The 18,589-nt window shown below is 66.7% G+C and carries 18 protein-coding genes; 6 read left to right on the top strand and 12 right to left on the bottom strand.

Annotated elements, in window-relative coordinates; genetic code table 11:
* Positions 1–108: 108 nt before the first annotated feature.
* Genes AC07XB_RS24580 through pilM form a run of 5 tightly spaced genes read right to left on the bottom strand, consistent with a single transcriptional unit; the run spans position 109 to position 5,220 of the window.
* Positions 109–2,277 (bottom strand): type IV pilus secretin PilQ, encoded by a 2,169-nt coding sequence (locus tag AC07XB_RS24580; RefSeq protein ID WP_492830509.1) that lies wholly within the window; start codon positions 2,275–2,277, stop codon positions 109–111.
* The gene (locus AC07XB_RS24575; RefSeq protein ID WP_236702062.1) at positions 2,274–2,804 is read right to left on the bottom strand and encodes a pilus assembly protein PilP; all 531 of its coding nucleotides are present in this window, start codon (positions 2,802–2,804) and stop codon (positions 2,274–2,276) included. Before AC07XB_RS24575 ends, AC07XB_RS24580 begins: the two co-directional genes overlap by 4 nt.
* Positions 2,804–3,484, bottom strand: coding sequence for a type IV pilus inner membrane component PilO (locus AC07XB_RS24570; protein WP_492830511.1), 681 nt, complete (start codon positions 3,482–3,484; stop codon positions 2,804–2,806). Before AC07XB_RS24570 ends, AC07XB_RS24575 begins: the two co-directional genes overlap by 1 nt.
* 2 nt (positions 3,485–3,486) lie before the next feature.
* A complete protein-coding gene (locus AC07XB_RS24565; protein WP_492830513.1) occupies positions 3,487–4,131 on the bottom strand; it encodes a PilN domain-containing protein in 645 nt (214 codons plus the stop codon).
* 18 nt (positions 4,132–4,149) lie between these two features.
* The gene (pilM, locus tag AC07XB_RS24560) at positions 4,150–5,220 is read right to left on the bottom strand and encodes a type IV pilus assembly protein PilM (protein ID WP_492373451.1); all 1,071 of its coding nucleotides are present in this window, start codon (positions 5,218–5,220) and stop codon (positions 4,150–4,152) included.
* Positions 5,221–5,591: 371 nt separating this feature from the next.
* Here pilM and AC07XB_RS24555 point away from each other — a divergent pair, with 371 nt between their 5' ends.
* Positions 5,592–7,964, top strand: a complete 2,373-nt coding sequence (locus AC07XB_RS24555; protein WP_492373450.1) for a penicillin-binding protein 1A — start codon at positions 5,592–5,594, stop codon at positions 7,962–7,964.
* Between the two features lie 77 nt (positions 7,965–8,041).
* Here the strand turns inward: AC07XB_RS24555 and cyaY are convergent, their stop codons facing one another.
* Positions 8,042–8,377 (bottom strand): iron donor protein CyaY, encoded by a 336-nt coding sequence (gene cyaY, locus AC07XB_RS24550; RefSeq protein WP_043350301.1) that lies wholly within the window; start codon positions 8,375–8,377, stop codon positions 8,042–8,044.
* Positions 8,378–8,542: 165 nt separating this feature from the next.
* Here cyaY and lptM point away from each other — a divergent pair, with 165 nt between their 5' ends.
* From lptM to AC07XB_RS24525, 5 genes are read left to right on the top strand one after another with little or no spacing between them, the layout of a single operon-like run.
* Positions 8,543–8,794, top strand: coding sequence for an LPS translocon maturation chaperone LptM (gene lptM, locus AC07XB_RS24545; protein WP_492373449.1), 252 nt, complete (start codon positions 8,543–8,545; stop codon positions 8,792–8,794).
* A 2-nt stretch (positions 8,795–8,796) separates the two neighbouring features.
* Entirely contained in the window at positions 8,797–10,065 is a 1,269-nt protein-coding gene (lysA, locus tag AC07XB_RS24540) for a diaminopimelate decarboxylase (RefSeq protein WP_492830515.1), read from the top strand.
* A 37-nt stretch (positions 10,066–10,102) separates the two neighbouring features.
* The gene (locus AC07XB_RS24535; protein WP_492830517.1) at positions 10,103–11,266 is read left to right on the top strand and encodes an ATP-grasp domain-containing protein; all 1,164 of its coding nucleotides are present in this window, start codon (positions 10,103–10,105) and stop codon (positions 11,264–11,266) included.
* Entirely contained in the window at positions 11,263–12,405 is a 1,143-nt protein-coding gene (locus AC07XB_RS24530) for a GNAT family protein (protein ID WP_492830519.1), read from the top strand. The genes AC07XB_RS24535 and AC07XB_RS24530 overlap by 4 nt, the downstream gene beginning before the upstream one ends.
* Complete coding sequence (locus tag AC07XB_RS24525; RefSeq protein WP_492373445.1) at positions 12,402–13,457, top strand: Rieske 2Fe-2S domain-containing protein; 1,056 nt, start codon at positions 12,402–12,404, stop codon at positions 13,455–13,457. Before AC07XB_RS24530 ends, AC07XB_RS24525 begins: the two co-directional genes overlap by 4 nt.
* A gap of 3 nt (positions 13,458–13,460) precedes the next feature.
* Here the strand turns inward: AC07XB_RS24525 and msrQ are convergent, their stop codons facing one another.
* From msrQ to ccsB, 6 genes are all read right to left on the bottom strand, one after another.
* Positions 13,461–14,144 carry a protein-methionine-sulfoxide reductase heme-binding subunit MsrQ gene (gene msrQ / locus AC07XB_RS24520; RefSeq protein ID WP_492373444.1) on the bottom strand — a complete coding sequence of 228 codons (684 nt, stop codon included), beginning with the start codon at positions 14,142–14,144 and terminating at the stop codon, positions 13,461–13,463.
* Between the two features lie 14 nt (positions 14,145–14,158).
* A complete protein-coding gene (gene msrP, locus AC07XB_RS24515) occupies positions 14,159–15,160 on the bottom strand; it encodes a protein-methionine-sulfoxide reductase catalytic subunit MsrP (RefSeq protein ID WP_492373443.1) in 1,002 nt (333 codons plus the stop codon).
* Between the two features lie 220 nt (positions 15,161–15,380).
* Entirely contained in the window at positions 15,381–16,205 is an 825-nt protein-coding gene (locus tag AC07XB_RS24510) for an anti-sigma factor family protein (RefSeq protein ID WP_492387274.1), read from the bottom strand.
* The gene (locus tag AC07XB_RS24505; RefSeq protein ID WP_492387273.1) at positions 16,202–16,759 is read right to left on the bottom strand and encodes an RNA polymerase sigma factor; all 558 of its coding nucleotides are present in this window, start codon (positions 16,757–16,759) and stop codon (positions 16,202–16,204) included. Before AC07XB_RS24505 ends, AC07XB_RS24510 begins: the two co-directional genes overlap by 4 nt.
* Before the next feature lie 24 nt (positions 16,760–16,783).
* The gene (locus AC07XB_RS24500; RefSeq protein WP_492811582.1) at positions 16,784–17,236 is read right to left on the bottom strand and encodes a COG4315 family predicted lipoprotein; all 453 of its coding nucleotides are present in this window, start codon (positions 17,234–17,236) and stop codon (positions 16,784–16,786) included.
* Positions 17,237–17,386: 150 nt separating this feature from the next.
* Positions 17,387–18,559: a c-type cytochrome biogenesis protein CcsB gene (gene ccsB / locus AC07XB_RS24495; RefSeq protein ID WP_416050398.1), complete on the bottom strand. Its 1,173-nt coding sequence runs from the start codon at positions 18,557–18,559 to the stop codon at positions 17,387–17,389.
* Positions 18,560–18,589 lie beyond the last annotated feature (30 nt).

Here is an 18,589-nt window from a genome sequence, read left to right as displayed (position 1 = left end):
CCTGCCACATGCACCCTCGCCCAATCTCTCTAGCCCGCCTGGACAATAAAAAAAGCCGCATCGGAACGATGCGGCCTGTCAGTCTACTGCATCCGGCTCGAGCGGGCGCTATTTCAGTGACACGCTGTCGTTGAGCACGCGCGGTGTCAGGAACACCAGCAGCTCGGTCCGGTTGTTGACCTTGGCGTTGTCCTTGAACAGGTTGCCGAGGATCGGGATATCCCCCAGCAGTGGCACCTTGTTCACATTGGTGGACTCGGTCTGGCTATAGATGCCGCCAATCACCACCGTGCCACCGTTCTCCACCAGCACCTGCGTCTGCACGTGCTTGGTGTCGATGGCGAAACCCGAGGTAGTCTGGATGCCCACGCTGTCCTTGTTGACGTCGACATCCAGCAGCACATTGCCTTCCGGCGTGATCTGCGGCGTGACTTCCAGCTTCAGGTTGGCCTTGCGGAACTGCACCGAGGTGGCGCCACTGGAGGTGGCGGCCTGGTAGGGCAACTCCGTGCCTTGCTCGATCAGCGCCTTGATATTGTTGGCGGTGACCACGCGCGGGCTGGAGATGATCTTGCCCCGCCCGTCCGCTTCCAGCGCGGACAGTTCGAGCGCCAGGAAACGGCCGGCCGCGTTGTTGAACAGGCTGACCGCGACCGAGCCCGGGTTGACCCCGTTGATCGCCGCCGCCGGCAGGCTAAGCGCCGGGCCGTTGTCCCAGGTGGCGTTCTGAGTCACCGGGCTTACCACATTGGTGTAGGTGTTGCCGTAGCCGGCGCCGGCCGTCTTGGAGGCAAAGCCCAGCTTCACGCCGAGGTTGCGGCTGAAGGTATCGTTGGCCTCGACGATGCGCGCCTCGATGATGACCTGGCGCACCGGGATGTCGATCTTGCCGAGGAAGCCCTGCACCTCTTCCAGCTTGGTCGCGATATCGGACACGAACAGCTGGTTGGTACGGGGATCGGCCGTCAGCGAACCGCGCTTGGACAGCATGCGGGTGCTGCCCGTCGTGCCGGCCAGGCCGCCCACCGCGCCAATCGGAGCGACACTGCCCAGCGCGCCCGCGCCGCCGGTGGTACCCGCCGCGGCCAGCCCGAGCAGCATGCGCCGCACGTCTTCGGCACGCTGGTAGTTGAGCTGGAACACCTGGCTGCGAATCGGCTCAAGGTCATTGATCTGCTGCTGTGATTCGAGCTCGAGCTTTTCCTTGGTGGCCAGCTCGGCCTTGGGCGCCACCCACAGCACATTGCCGTTGCGGCGCGAGGCCAGTCCCTTGGCATCGAGCACGATCCGCAGCGCCTGGTCCCAGGGCACATCCTTCAGGCGCAGCGTCAGGTTGCCCTGCACGCTTTCGCTGGTGATGATGTTGAGGTTGGTGAAATCGGCAAACACCTGCAGCAGCGAGCGGATGTCGATGTTCTGGAAGTTCAGCGAGAGCCGCTCGCCACGGAAGCCTGCCCCGCTGATCAGCTTGGCCGGATCTTCCTTGACCGGGCGCACCTCCACCACGAACTGCGTATCGGTCTGGTAGGAGCTGTACTCCCAGTTGCCGCGCGGCTCGATGGTCAGGCGGGTGCTGCCGTTGTTGTCGCTCGCGCGCATGCCCTGCACCGGCGTGCCGAAATCCGTCACGTCAAAGCGCCTACGCATGCCGTCGGGCAGCGATGTATTGAGGAAATCGACCACCACGTTCTGGCCCTGCTGCGCAATATTGATGCCGGAGTCGCGCGAGGAAAGATCCACCACGATGCGGCCAGCGCCATCCTGGCCACGGCGGAAATCGATATTGCGCACGGTCGGCCGCATCGCGGGCACTGCCGGCGCCTGCGCCGAGCTGGGGGCGAACGTCGGCACAGCCGCACGGGCAGTCGGGGCGACATTGTCGAGCAGCACCACGAACAGGTTGCCGCGCACCTCGGTGCGGTAGCTGGCCACGCGGGTCAGGTCGAGGATCACACGGGTGCGATCGCCGATCTGGACCACATTGGCGCTCTTGAGCAGCTTGCCGCCGAAGTCATATTGCGCCCGCCCGGCCGCGAAGCCGGTATCGAGAAAGTCGATGGCGAGCTTGGGCGGATTCTGCGTGGTGAAGTCGGCCGGCTTTTGCGCCGGCGGCCCCTGCATCTCGACCGTGAATACGGTCTGCTCGCCCACCGTGGTGGCATCGACGCGCTTGATGGCGTTGCCCGGCGTCGGTTGCGCCAGTGCCGCCGGCGCGGCCAATACCAGCGTCATCATTGCGGCGCCCGCAAGCGCCCGGTACCAGCGACCCATGATCATGCCGACCCCTCCAGCTTCAGGCTGGTCATTTTCTCTTTCCACTCGGCTACCCCTTCCCGGACCAATTCGCGCAACACGATCTCCTGATCGTTGATGCGGACCACCCGGCCGTAGTTCTGGCCGAGATACTGCCCCACCTTGACGTGGTGGATCTTGTTATCTACCTGCACGACGCCGTAGGTCTCGCCGCTCTTCTTCATGGCGCCCAGCATCTTGAAGTTCTCCAGTGGGAAATCCTCCAGCGGCTCGCGCCGGCGGCCGGATTCCGGCGACTCGGACAGGACCCGGTTCAGGTCGCCGATCTTGTTCTGGGCAAAGGGCTCGGGCGCGCTGCGGCCCGCGTAGTCGCGCGGCACGTAGGGCTTGGGCTCGGGCAGCGGCGCCGGCGGCGGCGCCTTGGCAGCCTGGGCTTGCGCCATCCACTGGCGCAGGCCGTCTTCCTCGCTGCCCCCGCAGGCTGCCAACAGCGCGGCGCCGATCAGCGCGCAAGCGCAGGCACGCAGGCGCGAAGCCTGGATCGCTGGCATCATTTCTTTGCTCCCGCGGCCGTCTTGGCCGCCGCGGCTTCCGCCTTGCGCTGCGCCGCCTGTTCATCAGGGTCCAGCGCGCGGTAGGCCATGGCCGTGGCTTCCATCGTCAGCCCGCCATCCTTGCCGGTGGTGAACTGCAGCCCCTGCATCGAGACGATGCGCGAGAGCGCAGCAACATCGGCGTTGAACTGGGCCACGTCGTGGTAGCGGCCGGTAACCTTCAGGTTGACCGGGATCTCGGCAAAGTAAGGCTTGATCACGGCGGCTTGCGGCTTGAACAACTCGAACTGCAGGCCGCGCGCCACGCCAGCGTGATTGACATCGGCCAGCAGCGCGTCCATCTCGGTCTTGTTGGGCAACTGGCGCTCGACAAGCGCCACGCGCTGCTCCACTTCCGCCTTTTGCTTGCGCAGCGCATCCAGGTTGGCCACCTGCGCCACCTTGCTCAGGTAGGACTGCTTCAGGGTGTCCTGCTGGGCATGCCGGCGATCGAGATCCTCGAGCTTGCCGCTCCAGTAGAACTGCCAGCCCAGCAGCAGCACCAGCACCGCAGCCAGCACCGCGAACAGCACGCGCGGGGCCCCCGGCCAGGTTTCCGGCTCATTGAGGTTCAGGCCACGGAACTGCGCGGCGAGATCGTTCAGCGTGGCGAGCGAGATTTCGCTATTGAGTGCCATGGTCAGCCCCCTCCGCCTGCTGCCGCACTCGCGCCGGCGAGGCCGGCCTTGCCCTTCTTGCCGTCCTCCGGCGCTTCCGGCGCACGGTAGGCGAAGCGCATGGAGAAATCGAACAGGCGCCGCTGCTCGCGCAGGTTGTTGGTCATCATCACGGCCTTGGATTCGCCCAGCTCGGCCTTGTCCAGCCACTGCACCTGGCTAAGGTTGCGCAGCAACTCCGACACACGCTCGTTCGACTGCGCGATGCCGGTCACGGTAAAGGCGTCGCCGGTCTGCTTGAGGGTGGTCAGGTACACGCCTTCGGGCACCTGGCGCACCAGTTCCTCCAGCAGCTGCACGGGACGGTTGCGCTCGTTCTGCAGGCCCTCGATGGCTTTCTGCCGCTGCAGCAGCCCTTCGATATCCTTGCGCAGCGTATTGACCTCGCGGATCTGCCCGTCCATGCGGTTGTTCTCTGCGAGGAGCACCTGGTTCAGGCTGGACACGGCATCGACCCGGTGATCGATGTACATGCCGCCCAGCAGCACCACCAGCGCGCCGGCGCCGGCCGCGCCGCCCAGCAGGGCGTAGACCTTCTTGCGCCGCGAGGCCCTGCGGGCCTCGTGGTAAGGCAGCAGATTGACTGTCGGGATCGAATTGATAGACATGCGGCTTCCCTCGCTGGCTTACTGCAGGCCGCGCAGCGCAAGCCCGGCGCTCACGATGTAGGCCGGCAGGTCGCGCTGCAGATAGCGCTCGTTGACCTTGACGGCTGTCATCATGTTGGCAAAGGGGTTGGCCAGCGTGGTGGTGATCTCGGTTTGCTGCTCGATCGCGGCTTGCACGCCGACCAGCGAAGCATGGCCGCCGGAGAGCAGGATCTCGTCGACCCGGCCGATGCTCGAAGCTGACAGGAAGTTGCGCACGGCGCCTTGCACCTCCACCGCCAGCGCCTCCAGGGAGGGCTTGAGCAACTGGGTGCGCCAGGCTTCGGGCAGCGTATTCTTGCGCTTCTTGATCTCGGCCTTGAGCGCGTCCAGCGTAAACATGCGCGCCGCGCTCTGGGTGAGCTGGTCGCCGTAGCTGTTGAGCGGCTGCTCGTAGAGCTCTTTCCAGCCTTGGTAGAAGATCGCCTTGGAGCGGCTGCCGCCAAGGTGGATCACGGCCACCACGGGCAGCTCCTTGGCGTCGGTGGCGCTGATGTCGGCGGACACGCCCAGCATCTGCACCACGGAGCGCTGCACCGCGTATTCCTCAACGTCCATCACAAGCGGCTTGAGTCCGGCCATTTCGGCAGCGGTCACGCGCTCCTGCACACGGTCGCTGTTTGCCGCGGTAACGCGCACGCCGATGCCGCCCTCGGTTTCGCTGGGGCCGATCACGGCAAAGTCGAAATTGACGGCCTGCGATGGCGGATAGAGGCGATGCGCCTCGGATTCCACCTGGACGTAAAGCTCGTCCTCGGACAGGTTGTCCGGCAGGCTGACGGTCTGCGATTCGGTCAGCATCGAAGGCACGCCGAGCACCACCTCCTTGGTGCGGATGCCGGCTTTGCCGAGGGCGCGCTTGAGAGCGATGCCAACGGCTTCGATATTGACCACGTTGCCATCGGCAACGGCATTACGGTCCAGCAGTTCGCTGGCACATTTTTCCAGCCGATAGTCGTTCTTGCCACTGCCCACGGACAGCTCGACTACCTTAACGCTGGACGACCCGATGTCAACGCCGACCGTCGTACGGCGCAACAACCCCGACAAGATACCTCGCCGCAAGGTGACCCCCTGACCGTTGAACTCGCCTTGGCTTGGTTGCTCTAATTTGGCGAGTCTGTATTGTTTCTTGGATGAAACGTTTTGCTCTTTTAGTTGGTGGATTCTCACCAAAAAACGGGGCGCTGGCAATGTGCCGGTTTGACCACGATTGCTTTTCATCAACACCCCTCACAAAGCGTTGCCAAAATCCCACGGTGCCCCTCGCCCTACCCACTTCGCCCATCTTTTCGTTTCATGCAGATCTCAATCCCATTACATCTTGTAACAGCGCGATAGCGGCTTGCGCGCCACAACGCGCCGGGAGCGGAGTATCCCGGGAGATATAATCCCGGCACCTCTAACTAGGTATTTCCCTTATGGCCACAGCACAACAGAAGCCGTCCCTACCTGCCCGACGTCCGATCTGGATGCGGCTAACCTTTTGGGCCCTGGGCCTGCTGGTGGCCGGGATCGTGGCGGTGGCACTGCTGGTGGGATACGCGCTGCTGGTGGCCGCGCCCAACCTGCCATCGCTCGACACCATCACGGATTACCGCCCGAAGATCCCATTGCGGATCTACACGGCCGACAACGTGCTCATTGGTGAGTTCGGCGAGGAACGGCGCAATTTCGTGCCGATTACGGAAATACCGGACGTGATGAAGAAGGCCGTGCTGGCCATCGAGGACGATCGCTTCTACGAACACGGCGGCGTCGACTTCGTCGGCGTGCTGCGCGCTGGGCTGGCCAACCTGCGCGGCGGCCTGTCGCAGGGCGCCTCCACCATCACCATGCAGGTGGCGCGCAACTTCTTCCTCTCCAGCGAAAAGACGTACACCCGCAAGCTGTATGAAATGCTGCTGGCGTACAAGATCGAGGCCAACCTGTCCAAGGACCAGATCCTCGAGCTGTACATGAACCAGATCTACCTGGGGCAGCGCGCCTATGGCTTTGCCAGCGCGGCCCGGGTGTATTTCGGCAAGTCGATCAAGGACGTGACGCCGGCCGAGGCCGCCATGCTGGCCGGCCTGCCCAAAGCGCCGTCGGCCTACAACCCGGTGGTCAACCCCAAGCGCGCCAAGGTGCGCCAAGAATACATCCTGCAGCGCATGCGCGACCTGCGCTACCTCACGCCCGAGCAATACGACCAGGCCATCCACGAGGAACTGAAGGTGCGCGGCGAGGGCAATGAGTTCTCCACCCACGCCGAGTACGTGGCCGAGATCGTGCGCCAGTTGATGTACGCGCAATACCGCGAGGAAACCTACACCCGCGGCCTGACCGTCTACACCACGCTGAACAAGCCCGACCAGGACGCCGCCTATGAGGCGGTGCGCTCTGGCATCATGAATTACGAGCGCCGCCACGGCTACCGCGGCCCCGAGGCCTTTATCGACCTGCCCGCCGGCGCGGACGAGCGCGAGCAGGCCATCGACGACGCACTGCTGGAGCACCCGGGCAGCGACGACCTGCGCTCGGCCGTGGTCACCAGCGTGACGGCCAAGCAGGTCACCGCCACGCTGCTGTCCGGCGAAGTCGCCACCATCGAAGGCCAGGCGCTGCGCTTCATCGCGCCGTCGCTGGCGGCCAATGCGCAACCCAAGGCCAAGATCCGGCCGGGCGCGATCATTCGCGTGACACAGGACGAGAAAGGCGCGTGGACGGTCACGCAGTTGCCGGAAGTATCCGCCGCATTTATCTCGCTCAATCCGGAAGACGGCGAGATCCGCTCGATGGTTGGCGGTTTCGATTTCAACCGCAACAAGTTCAACCACGTGACGCAGGCCTGGCGCCAGCCCGGCTCCAGCTTCAAGCCGTTCATCTACTCCGCGGCACTGGAAAAGGGATTCTCCCCTGCCACGGTGATCAATGACGCGCCGCTGTCGATCAGCGATAACGGTGGCCAGGTCTGGGAGCCGAAGAACTACGACGGCAAGTTCGAAGGCCCGATGACCATGCGCCGCGCGCTGGCCAAGTCCAAGAACCTGGTGTCGGTGCGCATCCTGCGCGCCATCGGCACCCAGTACGCCCAGGACTACATCACGCGCTTTGGCTTTGACGCCGACAAGCACCCGGCTTACCTGCCAATGGCGCTGGGCGCTGGCAGCGTCACGCCGCTGCAGATGGCTGGCGCCTACTCGGTCTTTGCCAACGGCGGCTACCGCGTCAATCCCTACCTGATTCAGAAGGTGGTCGATGCGCGCGGCAACGTGATCTCCGAAACCAAGCCCCAGCGCGCTGGCGCGGATGCGGTACGCGTGCTGGATGCCCGCACCGCCTTTATCGCCGACACCATGCTGCGTGAGGTAGTGCGCAGCGGCACGGCCAACAGCGCCAAGCAACGCCTGGGCCGCAACGACCTGGCCGGCAAGACCGGCACCACCAACGACGCCGTCGACGCCTGGTTCGCCGGCTACACGCCCAAGCTGGTGGCCATCGCCTGGATGGGCTACGACCAGCCCAAGAGCCTGGGTGTGCGTGAGACCGGCGGTGGCCTCGCGCTGCCGATCTGGGTGGGCTACATGGGCAAGATGCTCAAGGGCGTACCAGAGCTCCCCGAACGCCAGGCTCCGGAAGGCGTGGTCATGGTGGGCGGCGACTGGACCTTCGAGGAAAACGCGGGCGGCGCCGGCGTGGCTTCGGTTGGCCTGGGCGATCCGTGGCCTGGCAAGCCGGACGAAAGCACGCAATCGCCCGCCGACGTCGAGGCAGAGAAGAAGCGCATCCTGGAAATGTTCGGCGGCGGCTGAGGGGCCCCGCCGGGACAGCTTCCCGCCAATGAAAAAGCCGGCTTCGCGCCGGCTTTTTCGTGCCTGGGCGAGAGCGCTCAGGCCAGTTTCAGCGTCACCCCCGCCTGCTGGCTCACGTAGCCCGATAGCGCCGCATACAGCTCACCGCCGCCGCGCGTATCGACCCAGCGCTGGCCATCATGGCGAAAATGGAAACCGCCCGAGCGCGCGGCCACCCACAGTTCCTGCATGGGAGCCTGGCTGTTGACGATGATCTTGGAGCCGTCTTCGAATTCGAGCTCCATGAGATTGCCGGCACGGTTGATTTCGATGTCGGCGTCGGCCGCGTCGGCGGCGGTTTCCACCGCGCTTTCCAGCCGGTCCAGCTCTTGCTGGGCCAGCGCCAGGAACTCACTTTCACTCATGGGGGGCATGCTAAACTCCAAGACCGCCGGCCAGCGCCGCTATAGCGATGTAGCGCCGTAGCCGGCAGCGTATTGAAAAGTACTTCGTATTTCCGGTGGTCCCGCCGCGCTCCGCTTGAGGGACACTCCGGGACGATCGGGGACGACCCTGAACGACATTTTAAGGACGACCCGATGTTGCGTCGTGTTGCGATTGTATCGGCGTTTGCCGCCAGCCTTGCGATGCCCCTGCTGTCGGGATGTGGCATCCGCGGCCCGCTGACGATGCCCAAGCAGCCTCCCGCACCGGCGCAGCCGGGCGTACCGGATCCAGGCCTGGGCAACCCGGCCGTGCCGAATCCGGCGGCCCCCAAGGGCTCCGCCGCCACAGCGGCACCCGCCACGGCTCCGGACGCAGTGCCGGCCGCCACTCCCACCGCCAAATAACCATGACCGCCTTCTTCCATCGCCACGACGGCGCCCTGAGCGTCGAGCACGTGCCGCTCGCGCGTATTGCCGCCGAATACGGCACCCCTACCTACGTCTACTCGCGCGCCGCGCTGACCGCCGCCTACCAGGCCTACGCCGCTGCGTGCCAGGGGCGCCGCGCGCGCGTGCAGTACGCCATGAAGGCCAATTCGAACCTGGCGATCCTGCAAGTCTTTGCCAGGCTCGGCGCGGGCTTCGACATCGTGTCGGGCGGCGAGCTGCAGCGCGTGCTGGCGGTGGGCGGAGATCCGCGCAAGGTAGTGTTCTCGGGCGTGGGCAAGACCACCGCCGAGATGGAACTGGCGCTCCAGCACGATGTGCTGTCGTTCAACGTGGAGTCAATCCCCGAGCTGGACCGCCTCAATGCCGTGGCCGGCCGCCTGGGCAAGCGCGCGCGCGTGTCGCTGCGCATTAACCCGGATGTGGACGCCAAGACCCACCCGTATATCTCCACTGGCCTGAAGGGCAACAAGTTCGGCGTCGCCTTCGAGGACGTGCTGCCGACCTACCGCGCCGCCGCCGCGCTGCCGCACCTGGATATCGCGGGCATCGACTGCCATATCGGCTCGCAGATCACCGAGGTCGCCCCTTACCTGGAAGCACTGGACAAGGTGCTGGACGTGGTGGAAGCGCTGGAACGCGAAGGCATCAACCTTGAACACATCGACGTAGGTGGTGGGCTCGGCATCACTTACGACGACGAAACCCCGCCGGACATCACCGGCTTTGCCCGCACGCTGCTGGACCGCGTGGCCGAGCGCGGCCATGGCCATCGCGAGGTGCTGTTCGAGCCGGGCCGCTCGCTGGTGGGCAACGCCGGCGTGCTGCTGACCCAGGTCGAGTTCCTCAAGCCGGGCGCAGCCAAGAACTTCTGCATCGTCGACGCGGCCATGAACGACCTGGCCCGCCCTGCCATGTACGAGGCCTACCACCGCATCGAGCCCGTGCAGCTGCGCGAGGCTGCGCAGGCCACCGCCCTGACCTACGACGTGGTCGGCCCGGTGTGCGAATCCGGCGACTGGCTCGGCCGCGACCGCGCCCTGGCGGTGCAGCCGGGCGACCTGCTGGCCGTGATGTCGGCCGGTGCCTATGGCTTTGTCATGAGCTCCAACTACAATACCCGCCCGCGCGCGGCCGAAGTCATGGTCGACGGCGACGACGTGCACCTGGTGCGCGGCCGCGAGCACGTGGCCGACCTGTTCCGCGACGAACGCCTGCTGCAAGGCTAAGCTCCCGCCCTCTGCGCCACCACTCGCGCCCCCCCCAATGGCCCCCAGCGTCCTGATCCTGGGCGGGCGCGCGCCCGTGGCGCTCGATCACGCGCGCCGCTTTGCCTGCCAGGGGTGGCGCTCGGTGGTGGCGGACAGCATCCCCTGCCATACGGCCGGCGCATCGCGCGCCGTCTGCGCCACCGTGCGGCTCGCGCCGCCGCGGACCGAGCCGGCTCGTTTTGTCGAGGACCTGCGCCAGGCCGTGCACCAGCATCGCATCGACCTGGTGGTGCCAACCTGCGAAGAAGTCTTCTTTCTCTCCCGCCACCGCGCCAAGCTGCCGGCAACACTCACCGTGGCCGTCGACGACTTCGACAAGCTGCGCGGCCTGCACAGCAAGTGGCAGTTCCTGGCGCTGGCGCGTGAGTGCGGATTTCGCGTCGCCGACAGCGCGCTGGTGGACTGCCTCGGCCAGGCACGCGCCTGGGCCGGCGCCACGCCGCTGGTGCTCAAACCCGAGTATTCCCGCTTCGGCGCACACCTGCGGCTGTACCCGCAAGGCGTACCCACCGCTGCGCCGCCGCTGCCCGCGCACGGCCGCTGGGTGGCCCAGCACTTTGTGGCTGGGCCGGAAATCTGCTCCTACAGCATCGCGCATCAAGGCCGGCTGCTCGCGCACGCTGCCTACCGCCCCGCCCACCGGCTCAGCCAAAGCGCCAGCTTCTACTTTGCGCACCATGAATCCGCCGCTATCCAGCGTTGCGTCGAAACGCTGGTGGCCAGGATCGGCTTCACCGGGCAGATCGCCTTCGACTGGATCGAGGCCGATCCGGCCCACCCCACCGTGCTCGAATGCAACCCGCGCGCTACCAGCGGCCTGCACTTGTTCGGCCTGGACGATGCCGTGCCGGCGGCGCTGGCCGGGGACGCGGCCGTGCGTGACTGCATCACGCCATCGGCGCAGCGCCCGCGCATGATCACCGCGGTCATGGCGAGTGCCGGGCTCTACGACATGGCAAGGCGCGGCAGGCTGGGAGAATGGCGCCGGGCCTTTGCCGGCGCCGACGACGTGATCACCCGGCCTGGCGACCGCGCGCCGCTGCTGGGCGCCCTGCGCGATCTTGCGGCCTACGGGCGGCTTGCCCTCAGCCGGCGCTGCGGCCTGCGGGCCGCCACCACGCGGGATATCGAATGGGATGGCGAGGAGCTCTCGCCTTGACGATGCTCTCGGGCGACGACGGCGCAGCATCGCGATTCAATCGCTGCGCGCAAAGCCTGTCGGCGCTGCATGCCCGGGTGCCCACCCCGCAACTCGTACGCAACCTGCAAAGCCAGGTCGGCCTGCTCCGTGCCGGCGATTGGGTCATGCCGGTCACGGTCGACAGTGCCAAAGCCGATGCCACCGCGGCCTGGGTCTGCTCGCCGCTGACCACATATTGCCGCTACGCGGGCGAGGAAATCGACCGCCATCTGCACGGCGCGCTGGCGTTGCCGCTGCGCCTGCTGTGCCGCGGCTACGGACGCTGGCTGGGCGCTGCCGGCGTCGACCGCGCGGTAGCCATCAACAATTGGCTGCTGTCGACCAACCTGTATCCCGCGCTCGACACCAGCGCGCTGCAACACACCATCGCCCAAGCCCGCGCCCGCTGGCCGCGCCACGCGCTGTGGTTTCGCTCGCTCAATACGCGCCAGCACCCCGACTGGCTGGCGGCACTGGCGGCCGAGGGCTTCAGCCTGGTACCCAGCCGCCAGGTGTGGTGCTTCGAGGCCGCGGACCTGGCCAAGGGACGCCATGCCAACCTCAAACGCGACCTGCGCGAGATGCAGCGCTCCGAGCTGGCACGAGCCGGCAACGAAACCATCGGGGCAGCCGCCGGCCGGGAGGATGACTACGAGCGGATCGCCGCCCTCTACGGGCTGCTGTACCTCGACAAATACTCCCGCCTCAACCCGCACTACACCGCCGCCTTCATGCGCCACTGGCATGAGGCGGGGCTGCTGGAGCTGCATGGCTGGCGCGACGGGCGAGGGCAACTGCAGGCCGTGGTGGGCCTGTTCGTGCAGGGCGGCATCATCACCGCGCCGGTGGTCGGCTACAACACGGCCCTGCCGGCCCCGCTGGGGCTGTACCGGCTGCTGATGGCAACGGTGTTCGCGCGCGCCATCGAGACCGGCTGTGGCATCAACCTGAGCGCTGGCGCGGGCCACTTCAAGCGCCTGCGCGGCGGCCAGGCGGCAATCGAATACAGCGCGGTGTATGCGGCGCACCTGGCGCTGCCGCTGCGCGCCGGCATCGGGCTGCTGCGCTCGCTGGCCACGCACGTCGGGGTGCCTGTCATGCAACGGTTCCAGCTATGACGTTATCCACACCCTGGCCAGAATCCGTCTTCTCGCAATGGTTCGCCGTGGCGCGCAGCAGTGCGCTGCATACCCGCCCGCTGGCGGTCACGGTGCTGGATCGCCCACTGATGCTGGCACGCCTGCCCTCCGGCGAGATCCTGGCCTGCGAGGACCGCTGCCTGCACCGGCAAGCGCCGCTGTCGCATGGGCGCATCGGCCCGCTTGGCGTGAGCTGCCCGTACCACGGCTGGACCTTCGGCGCGGACGGGCGCTGCAGCGCGGTGCCCGGATTGGCGCCCGAAGCCTGCCTGCCGCAGGTTGGCGTGCGCCGCCTGCCGGTCCTGGAGCATGACGGGCTGGTCTGGCTGCGGCCGGGCCCGGAGATGCCCGCGGCCGACAGCCAAGCCGCGCAGGACTCGCGCTCACTGCCGGCGCCGGTCGCCACCCTGCCCGCCGGCTCCCGGCGCTTCCTGTGGCAAAGCCGCTGGCAAGCCCATGTGCTGGACGCGATCGAGAACTTCCTGGATCCGTTGCACACGCACACGGTGCATCCTGGGCTGGTGCGCAAGGATGGCGAACGCGCGCCGGTGCGGGCCCGCTTGTCGAATACGCCACGGGGGTTCACGGTCGACTACCTCGACCAGCCGATGCAGTCCGGGCTGCTGTATCGCTTGTTCGAGTCGCCACGGACCGGCGAGAGCGCGCATTTCAGCGGCGCGGGCACGGCCCAGATCGACTATCGCTACGCCAACGGCAGCCGGCTCTGGATCACGCTGAATTTCACACCGGAAAGCACGACGCAAACCCACGTATTTGCCACCCTGCACGTGGCCGGGCGATGGGCGCCGGCATGGGCGGTGCGGTTGCTGGCATGGCCCCTCTTGAGGCGCGTGGCGCGTCAGGACCAAGCAATGCTGGCGCTGCAATCCGACAACCTGCGGCGCTTTCCGGGGCGGCGCCACTGCTCGACGGAGCTGGACCTGGTCCGGGGCCATCTTGAATCCCTATGGCTCCCCCAAGCTGGGCAGCCGCCCCGCCCTGCCGAGCGCGAAATCACGCTCTACCTTTGAGCTCTACCGCTGTGCGTTGAGGCCCGTTGCGGGCTTGCGCCACCACCACCAGACCCGCATCGCCAACAAGCCGAACACCACGGCGGCATAGATCGATACCGTGCCAAAGTCGTGCTTGCCTGCCTTATGCCACCAGTAGTGCAGGATCGCCAGCACGGCGATGGCGTACACCGCCCGGTGCAGCCCTTGCCAGCGCTTGCCACCCAGCCACTTGACCATGGCATTGGCCGAGGTGGCCGCCAGCGGCACCATCAGCACGAAGGCGGCAAACCCCACCGTGATGAAGGGGCGCTTGGCGATGTCCTTGATCATGTAGGCCACATCGAAGCCCCGGTCCACGGCAAGCCACAACAGGAAATGCTGCAGCGCGTAGAAGAAGGCAAAGAGCCCGAGCATGCGGCGCAGCCGGATCAGCCAGTTCCAACCCGTGAGCCGGCGCAGCGGCGTCACCGCCAGCGTGACGCACAGCATGACCAGCGTCCAGGTGCCGGTCGAGCGCGTGACGAACTCCAGCGGATTGGCGCCGAACTGATCGGCAAAGCCGAGATAAAGCAGCCGCAAGAAAGGCAGCACGGCAAGCAGCCACACCGCCACCTTCACCGTGCGCACGCGTTCCGGCGCAAGCGTCGCGAGCCCGCGCTGCCCGGCCGCCCGCGACGGGCGCACTGCCAGGCGCGATGGGGACATATCCGGTGGCGCCATCAGAAGAACTTCCGCAGGTCCATGCCCTGGTACAGCGATGCCACCTGCTGCGCGTAGCCGTTGAATGGCAGCGTCTTGCGCTTGGGCGCGAACAGCGCGCCAAAGCCGCTGCCTTTGTCCTCGCCGATGCGGCGCTCCGTGGCCTGACTCCAGCGCGGGTGATCCACGTCCGGGTTCACGTTGGAGTAAAAACCGTACTCCTGCGCCGCGGCCAGGTTCCAGCTAGTGGCGGGCTGCTTGTCGACGAAGCGGATCTTGACGATGGACTTGGCACTCTTGAAGCCGTACTTCCAAGGCACCACCACACGCACGGGCGCGCCGTTCTGGTTGGGCAGCACCTCTCCGTACAGGCCAAAGGCCAGCAAGGTCAGCGGGTGCATCGCCTCATCCATGCGCAGGCCTTCGGTGTAGGGCCAGTCCAGCACGCGAGCGCTGACGCCCGGCATCTGCTTCTTGTCGTTGAGCGTGACGAACTCCACGTACTTCGCGCCCGGCTGCGGCTCGACGCGGCGGACCAGCTCGGCCAGCGCGTAGCCGCTCCACGGAATCACCATCGACCAGCCCTCGACGCAGCGCAGCCGGTAGACCCGCTCTTCCATCGGCATCAGGCGCACGAGTTCGTCGATGTCGTAGACCTTGGGCTTCTTCACCAGGCCTTCGACCGCGACCTGCCACGGCCGGGTCCGCAGCGTGCCGGCATTGTGCGCCGGGTCCGCTTTGTCGGTACCGAATTCGTAGTAGTTGTTGTACGTGGTGACATCCTCGTAAGGCGTGCGCTTCTCGGGCACCACGTAGGCATTGTTGGGCGTGGCCGGCAGCCTCTGCCCGCGCGGCGCCTGGGCATGCGCGTCACGTGCGAACCATGGCGCCAGCGTGCTCCCCGTTGCGCCCGCGGCAGCCAGCGCCAGCAGGCGGCGCCGCGCGTCGAAAACACCGCGGGGCGTGATCTCGCTGGCGGCAATGTCGTCGCCGCGTAGCCATTTCGGAGAGGGGATCAGCATCGTTGTTCCTCGTTGCGTGCCATATGCAAAATGCGGTTCACCGTTCGTGCCTGGCCCGGGCGGGGCCCGCCTGCACGATTGGACTTGCGCTTGAGTCGGTTGGAGTGAGGGAATCCTGACATCTTTCTTTAAGGCCCGTCGTCGTCGCCTCGCCCGGCCTTCGTATGCATTGTGGCCGGCAAACGGATGCAGGGTGCCCCGCGCAATGCATGTGTGAGGCTCAACCGCCCTGATACTGCCGGTAAACAGCCTCCGCCAGTGCCAGCAAGGGTGCACGTTCCAGCGGCCCGGCCAGCGCGAAGCCAAGATCCCGGTCTACCCAGTAAAAGGCCATGGTACGCGCCGCAGCGGCGGGACGCTCGCTTGGCCCCGGGCCCATGCGCTCCAGCCGGAAGCCCGTATCGGGCGTGTCGCGCGCCATGTGCCGCAGTTGCAGCGACAGCCGGGTGCCGTCGTCGGCCTCGTACATCAGGATGGCCGACGGGCCGCCCTCGGCCACCCCGAGACGGCCCCCGATCAGGTGGAATCCCTGGGCGCGCAGGTCCGGCACCCGCAGCGGTGCCCCCAGGCGCTTGGACAGCCAGGCAACAAGATGGGCTTCATCGGTGGCCGCCACCTCGACCGGATGGCGCACCTCCGGCGCATAGACGACATGGCTGGCCAGCGCTTCGCGCGCGAAGCGCTCCACCGACGGCGCCCCGGCCGCCAGCGTGTCCGCGCGATCGTGCGCAATCCACCCGATTGCGCCGCCTACCGCCAGCGAGGCAAGGCTGCCGGCCAGCGCCATGCTCCAGCCACTGGGTCGCCGCGCCGCATCGCGGCGACTGCCGCGCAGCCTTGATGGAAGTGCCGCCAGCGGCACGGATTCATTGAGCACGCCGTCGAATGCCGCGTGCAATTCTTCCGTCTGCCGCCGCCAGCCTCCCACGCGCTCCCCGGCCTCGGGATGGGCGGCCAGGTACGCCTCCACCTCGGCGCGTCGGGCGGGATCGAGCTGGCCATCGGCATAGGCGTGGAGATCGGCTTCGTTGACTGGGGACATCATTTGACTCGCTGCAGTCCGGCCGCGCGGCCGGCGGCCTGCGGGTTCGCCTCGGCCGCCTTGGCTGGCGCGCCGTCCATCAGCATGCGCATCTGCTCCCGAGCCCGCGACAGCCGCGACATCACGGTGCCCACCGGCACCGCCAGCACCTGCGCCGCCTCGGCGTAGCTAAGCTGCTCCAGGCCGACCAGCAGCATCACCGCGCGCTGCGCCTCGGGCAAGCGGGCCAGCGCCCGCGCCAAGTCCAGCCGCAGGCCGGGCTCAGGCGCAGCACTGGGTACGTCGGGCAGCGTATCGGTATAAGTCACCAGGTCGGCGCGACGGTACGCGTTCACACGCAGCCGGTGCATCATGGTCAGCAGCCAAGACAGCAGTCCATCCGCGCCATCGCCCCACCAGGCGCCCGCGCGCAGGCGAAAGCGCCAGCGGTAGCGCAGCGCGCGCTCGAGCGTGTCCTGCACCAGGTCGTCGGCGGACGCCGCGTCACCGGTCAGGCCCCGGGCGTGGCGCCGCAAGCGCGGCCCCAGCGCCACCAGTTGGCGGTCGAAGCCGTCCATGCCGTCAGGCCGCCCTCACCCGTATCAAGGCGTTGCCGCGTGCCAGGCGTTGTTGAAGTTGTCGCCCGCGCGGTCGCCCGGCTTGGCATCCTTGGAGAAACGGTAGAGCGGCTTACCGCGATAGGCCCATTGCTTGCCGCCATCGTCGCGCGTGATCACGCTGTAGTCGCCCGTGGCGCTGGTGCCGGGCGCGGCCATCAGGGGTGGCCAGTTGGTGGCGCAGCCGCCATTGCAAGCGCTCTTGCCGGCCGTGTCACGATCGAACGTGTAGAGCGTCAGGCCCTGGGGATCGGTCAACGTGCCACCGGCAACTTTCACCGTGGGCGGCATATTGCCGGCGCTGCCACCCATGCCACCCATGCTGCCCATGCCCGAACAGGCGGACAGCAGGACCGCGGCGGAAGCGAGCGCGAGCACGGCGGGACGGGACAACGATGCGAGGGAAGCGACTACTGCGTTGGGACGGGAAAGGGCCATGATGTCGATCTCCATGCGATGCGGCACCGCCAGCCGGCGCCGTCCCTTCAGTAAACACCGGATGTGACGGCTTTATTCCATTCGGGCGAAAAAAAAACCTGCCGCATCGGGGCGATGGGCAGGTTTTCTCGTTGCGGCGCAATACCCAGATCAGAGTTCGCCGTAGCTATGCAAGCCGGAAAGGAACATGTTGACGCCCAGGAAGGCGAAGGTCGTGACCAGCAAACCCACCAGCGCCCACCAGGCCGCCATGGTGCCGCGCAGGCCCTTCATCAGCCGCATATGCAGCCAGGCCGCGTAGTTCAACCAGACGATCAACGCCCAGGTTTCCTTGGGGTCCCAGCTCCAGTAGCCGCCCCAGGCCTCCGCCGCCCACAGCGCGCCCAGGATGGTGGCGATGGTGAAGAAGGCAAAGCCCACCGCGATCGACTTGTACATCACATCGTCGAGCACTTCGAGCGAGGGCAGACGCTCGGCGAGAATGCCGTGCTGCTTGAGCAGGTAGGCCACCGACACCATGGCGGCCAGGGCGAAGGTGCCGTAGCCGATGAAATTGGCCGGCACGTGGATCTTCATCCACCAGCTCTGCAGCGCTGGCACCAGCGGCTGGATTTCGCTCGCGTCGCGGCTGACCGTATACCACAGCAGGAAACCCACCGCCGCCGATACCACCAGCATCACGAACGGCCCCAGCGCACGGGTCTTGTAACGGCCTTCGTAATACAGGTGGAACAACGAGGTGATCAGCGTGAACAGCACGAACACTTCGTACAGATTGGAGATGGGGATGTGGCCGATGTCGGCGCCGATCAGGTAGGACTCGTACCAGCGCACCAGCATGCCGGTAAAGCCCAGCACCACCGCTGCCCAGACCATCTTGCTGCCGATCTGCAGCCCGGTCTCCGAGCGCGCCAGCAAGCCGCCCCAATAGAACAGGGTGGACAGGAACACCAGGGCGCTCATCCACAAGATGGCGGACTGGCTCGACAGGAAGTACTTGAGGAAGAAGGCCTGCTCGGCGCGCGGCAACTGGCCCTGGTAGAGCTGGATCGCGAACAGCGACAACACGGTCAGCGTCACCATCAGCAGCCGCACCGGCTTCCAGTGCCATCCCAGCAGCGCGAAGGTAGGCACCGCGGCGATCAGCACGCCCTTGTCGTAGACATTCATCCACTCGCCGTAGCGCGCCAGCGCGAAGCCCGCGCCCACTGCCAGCATCAAGGCAAAGAGCCAGTCGACCCAGCCCAGCCGGCGCAGGAACGACGGCTCCAGGTAGGCCTGCTCGGCGTCACTCGCGGCAACGCCCGCCGGACTCTCGTGCATGCCCGGCCGGGCCCGATTCACATTCGAAGA

It is taken from the genome of Cupriavidus sp. GW821-FHT02F09 (genome assembly GCF_059421605.1).
Note: the sequence above shows the minus strand (reverse complement) of the source record. Positions and strands in the feature narration are given on the sequence as shown.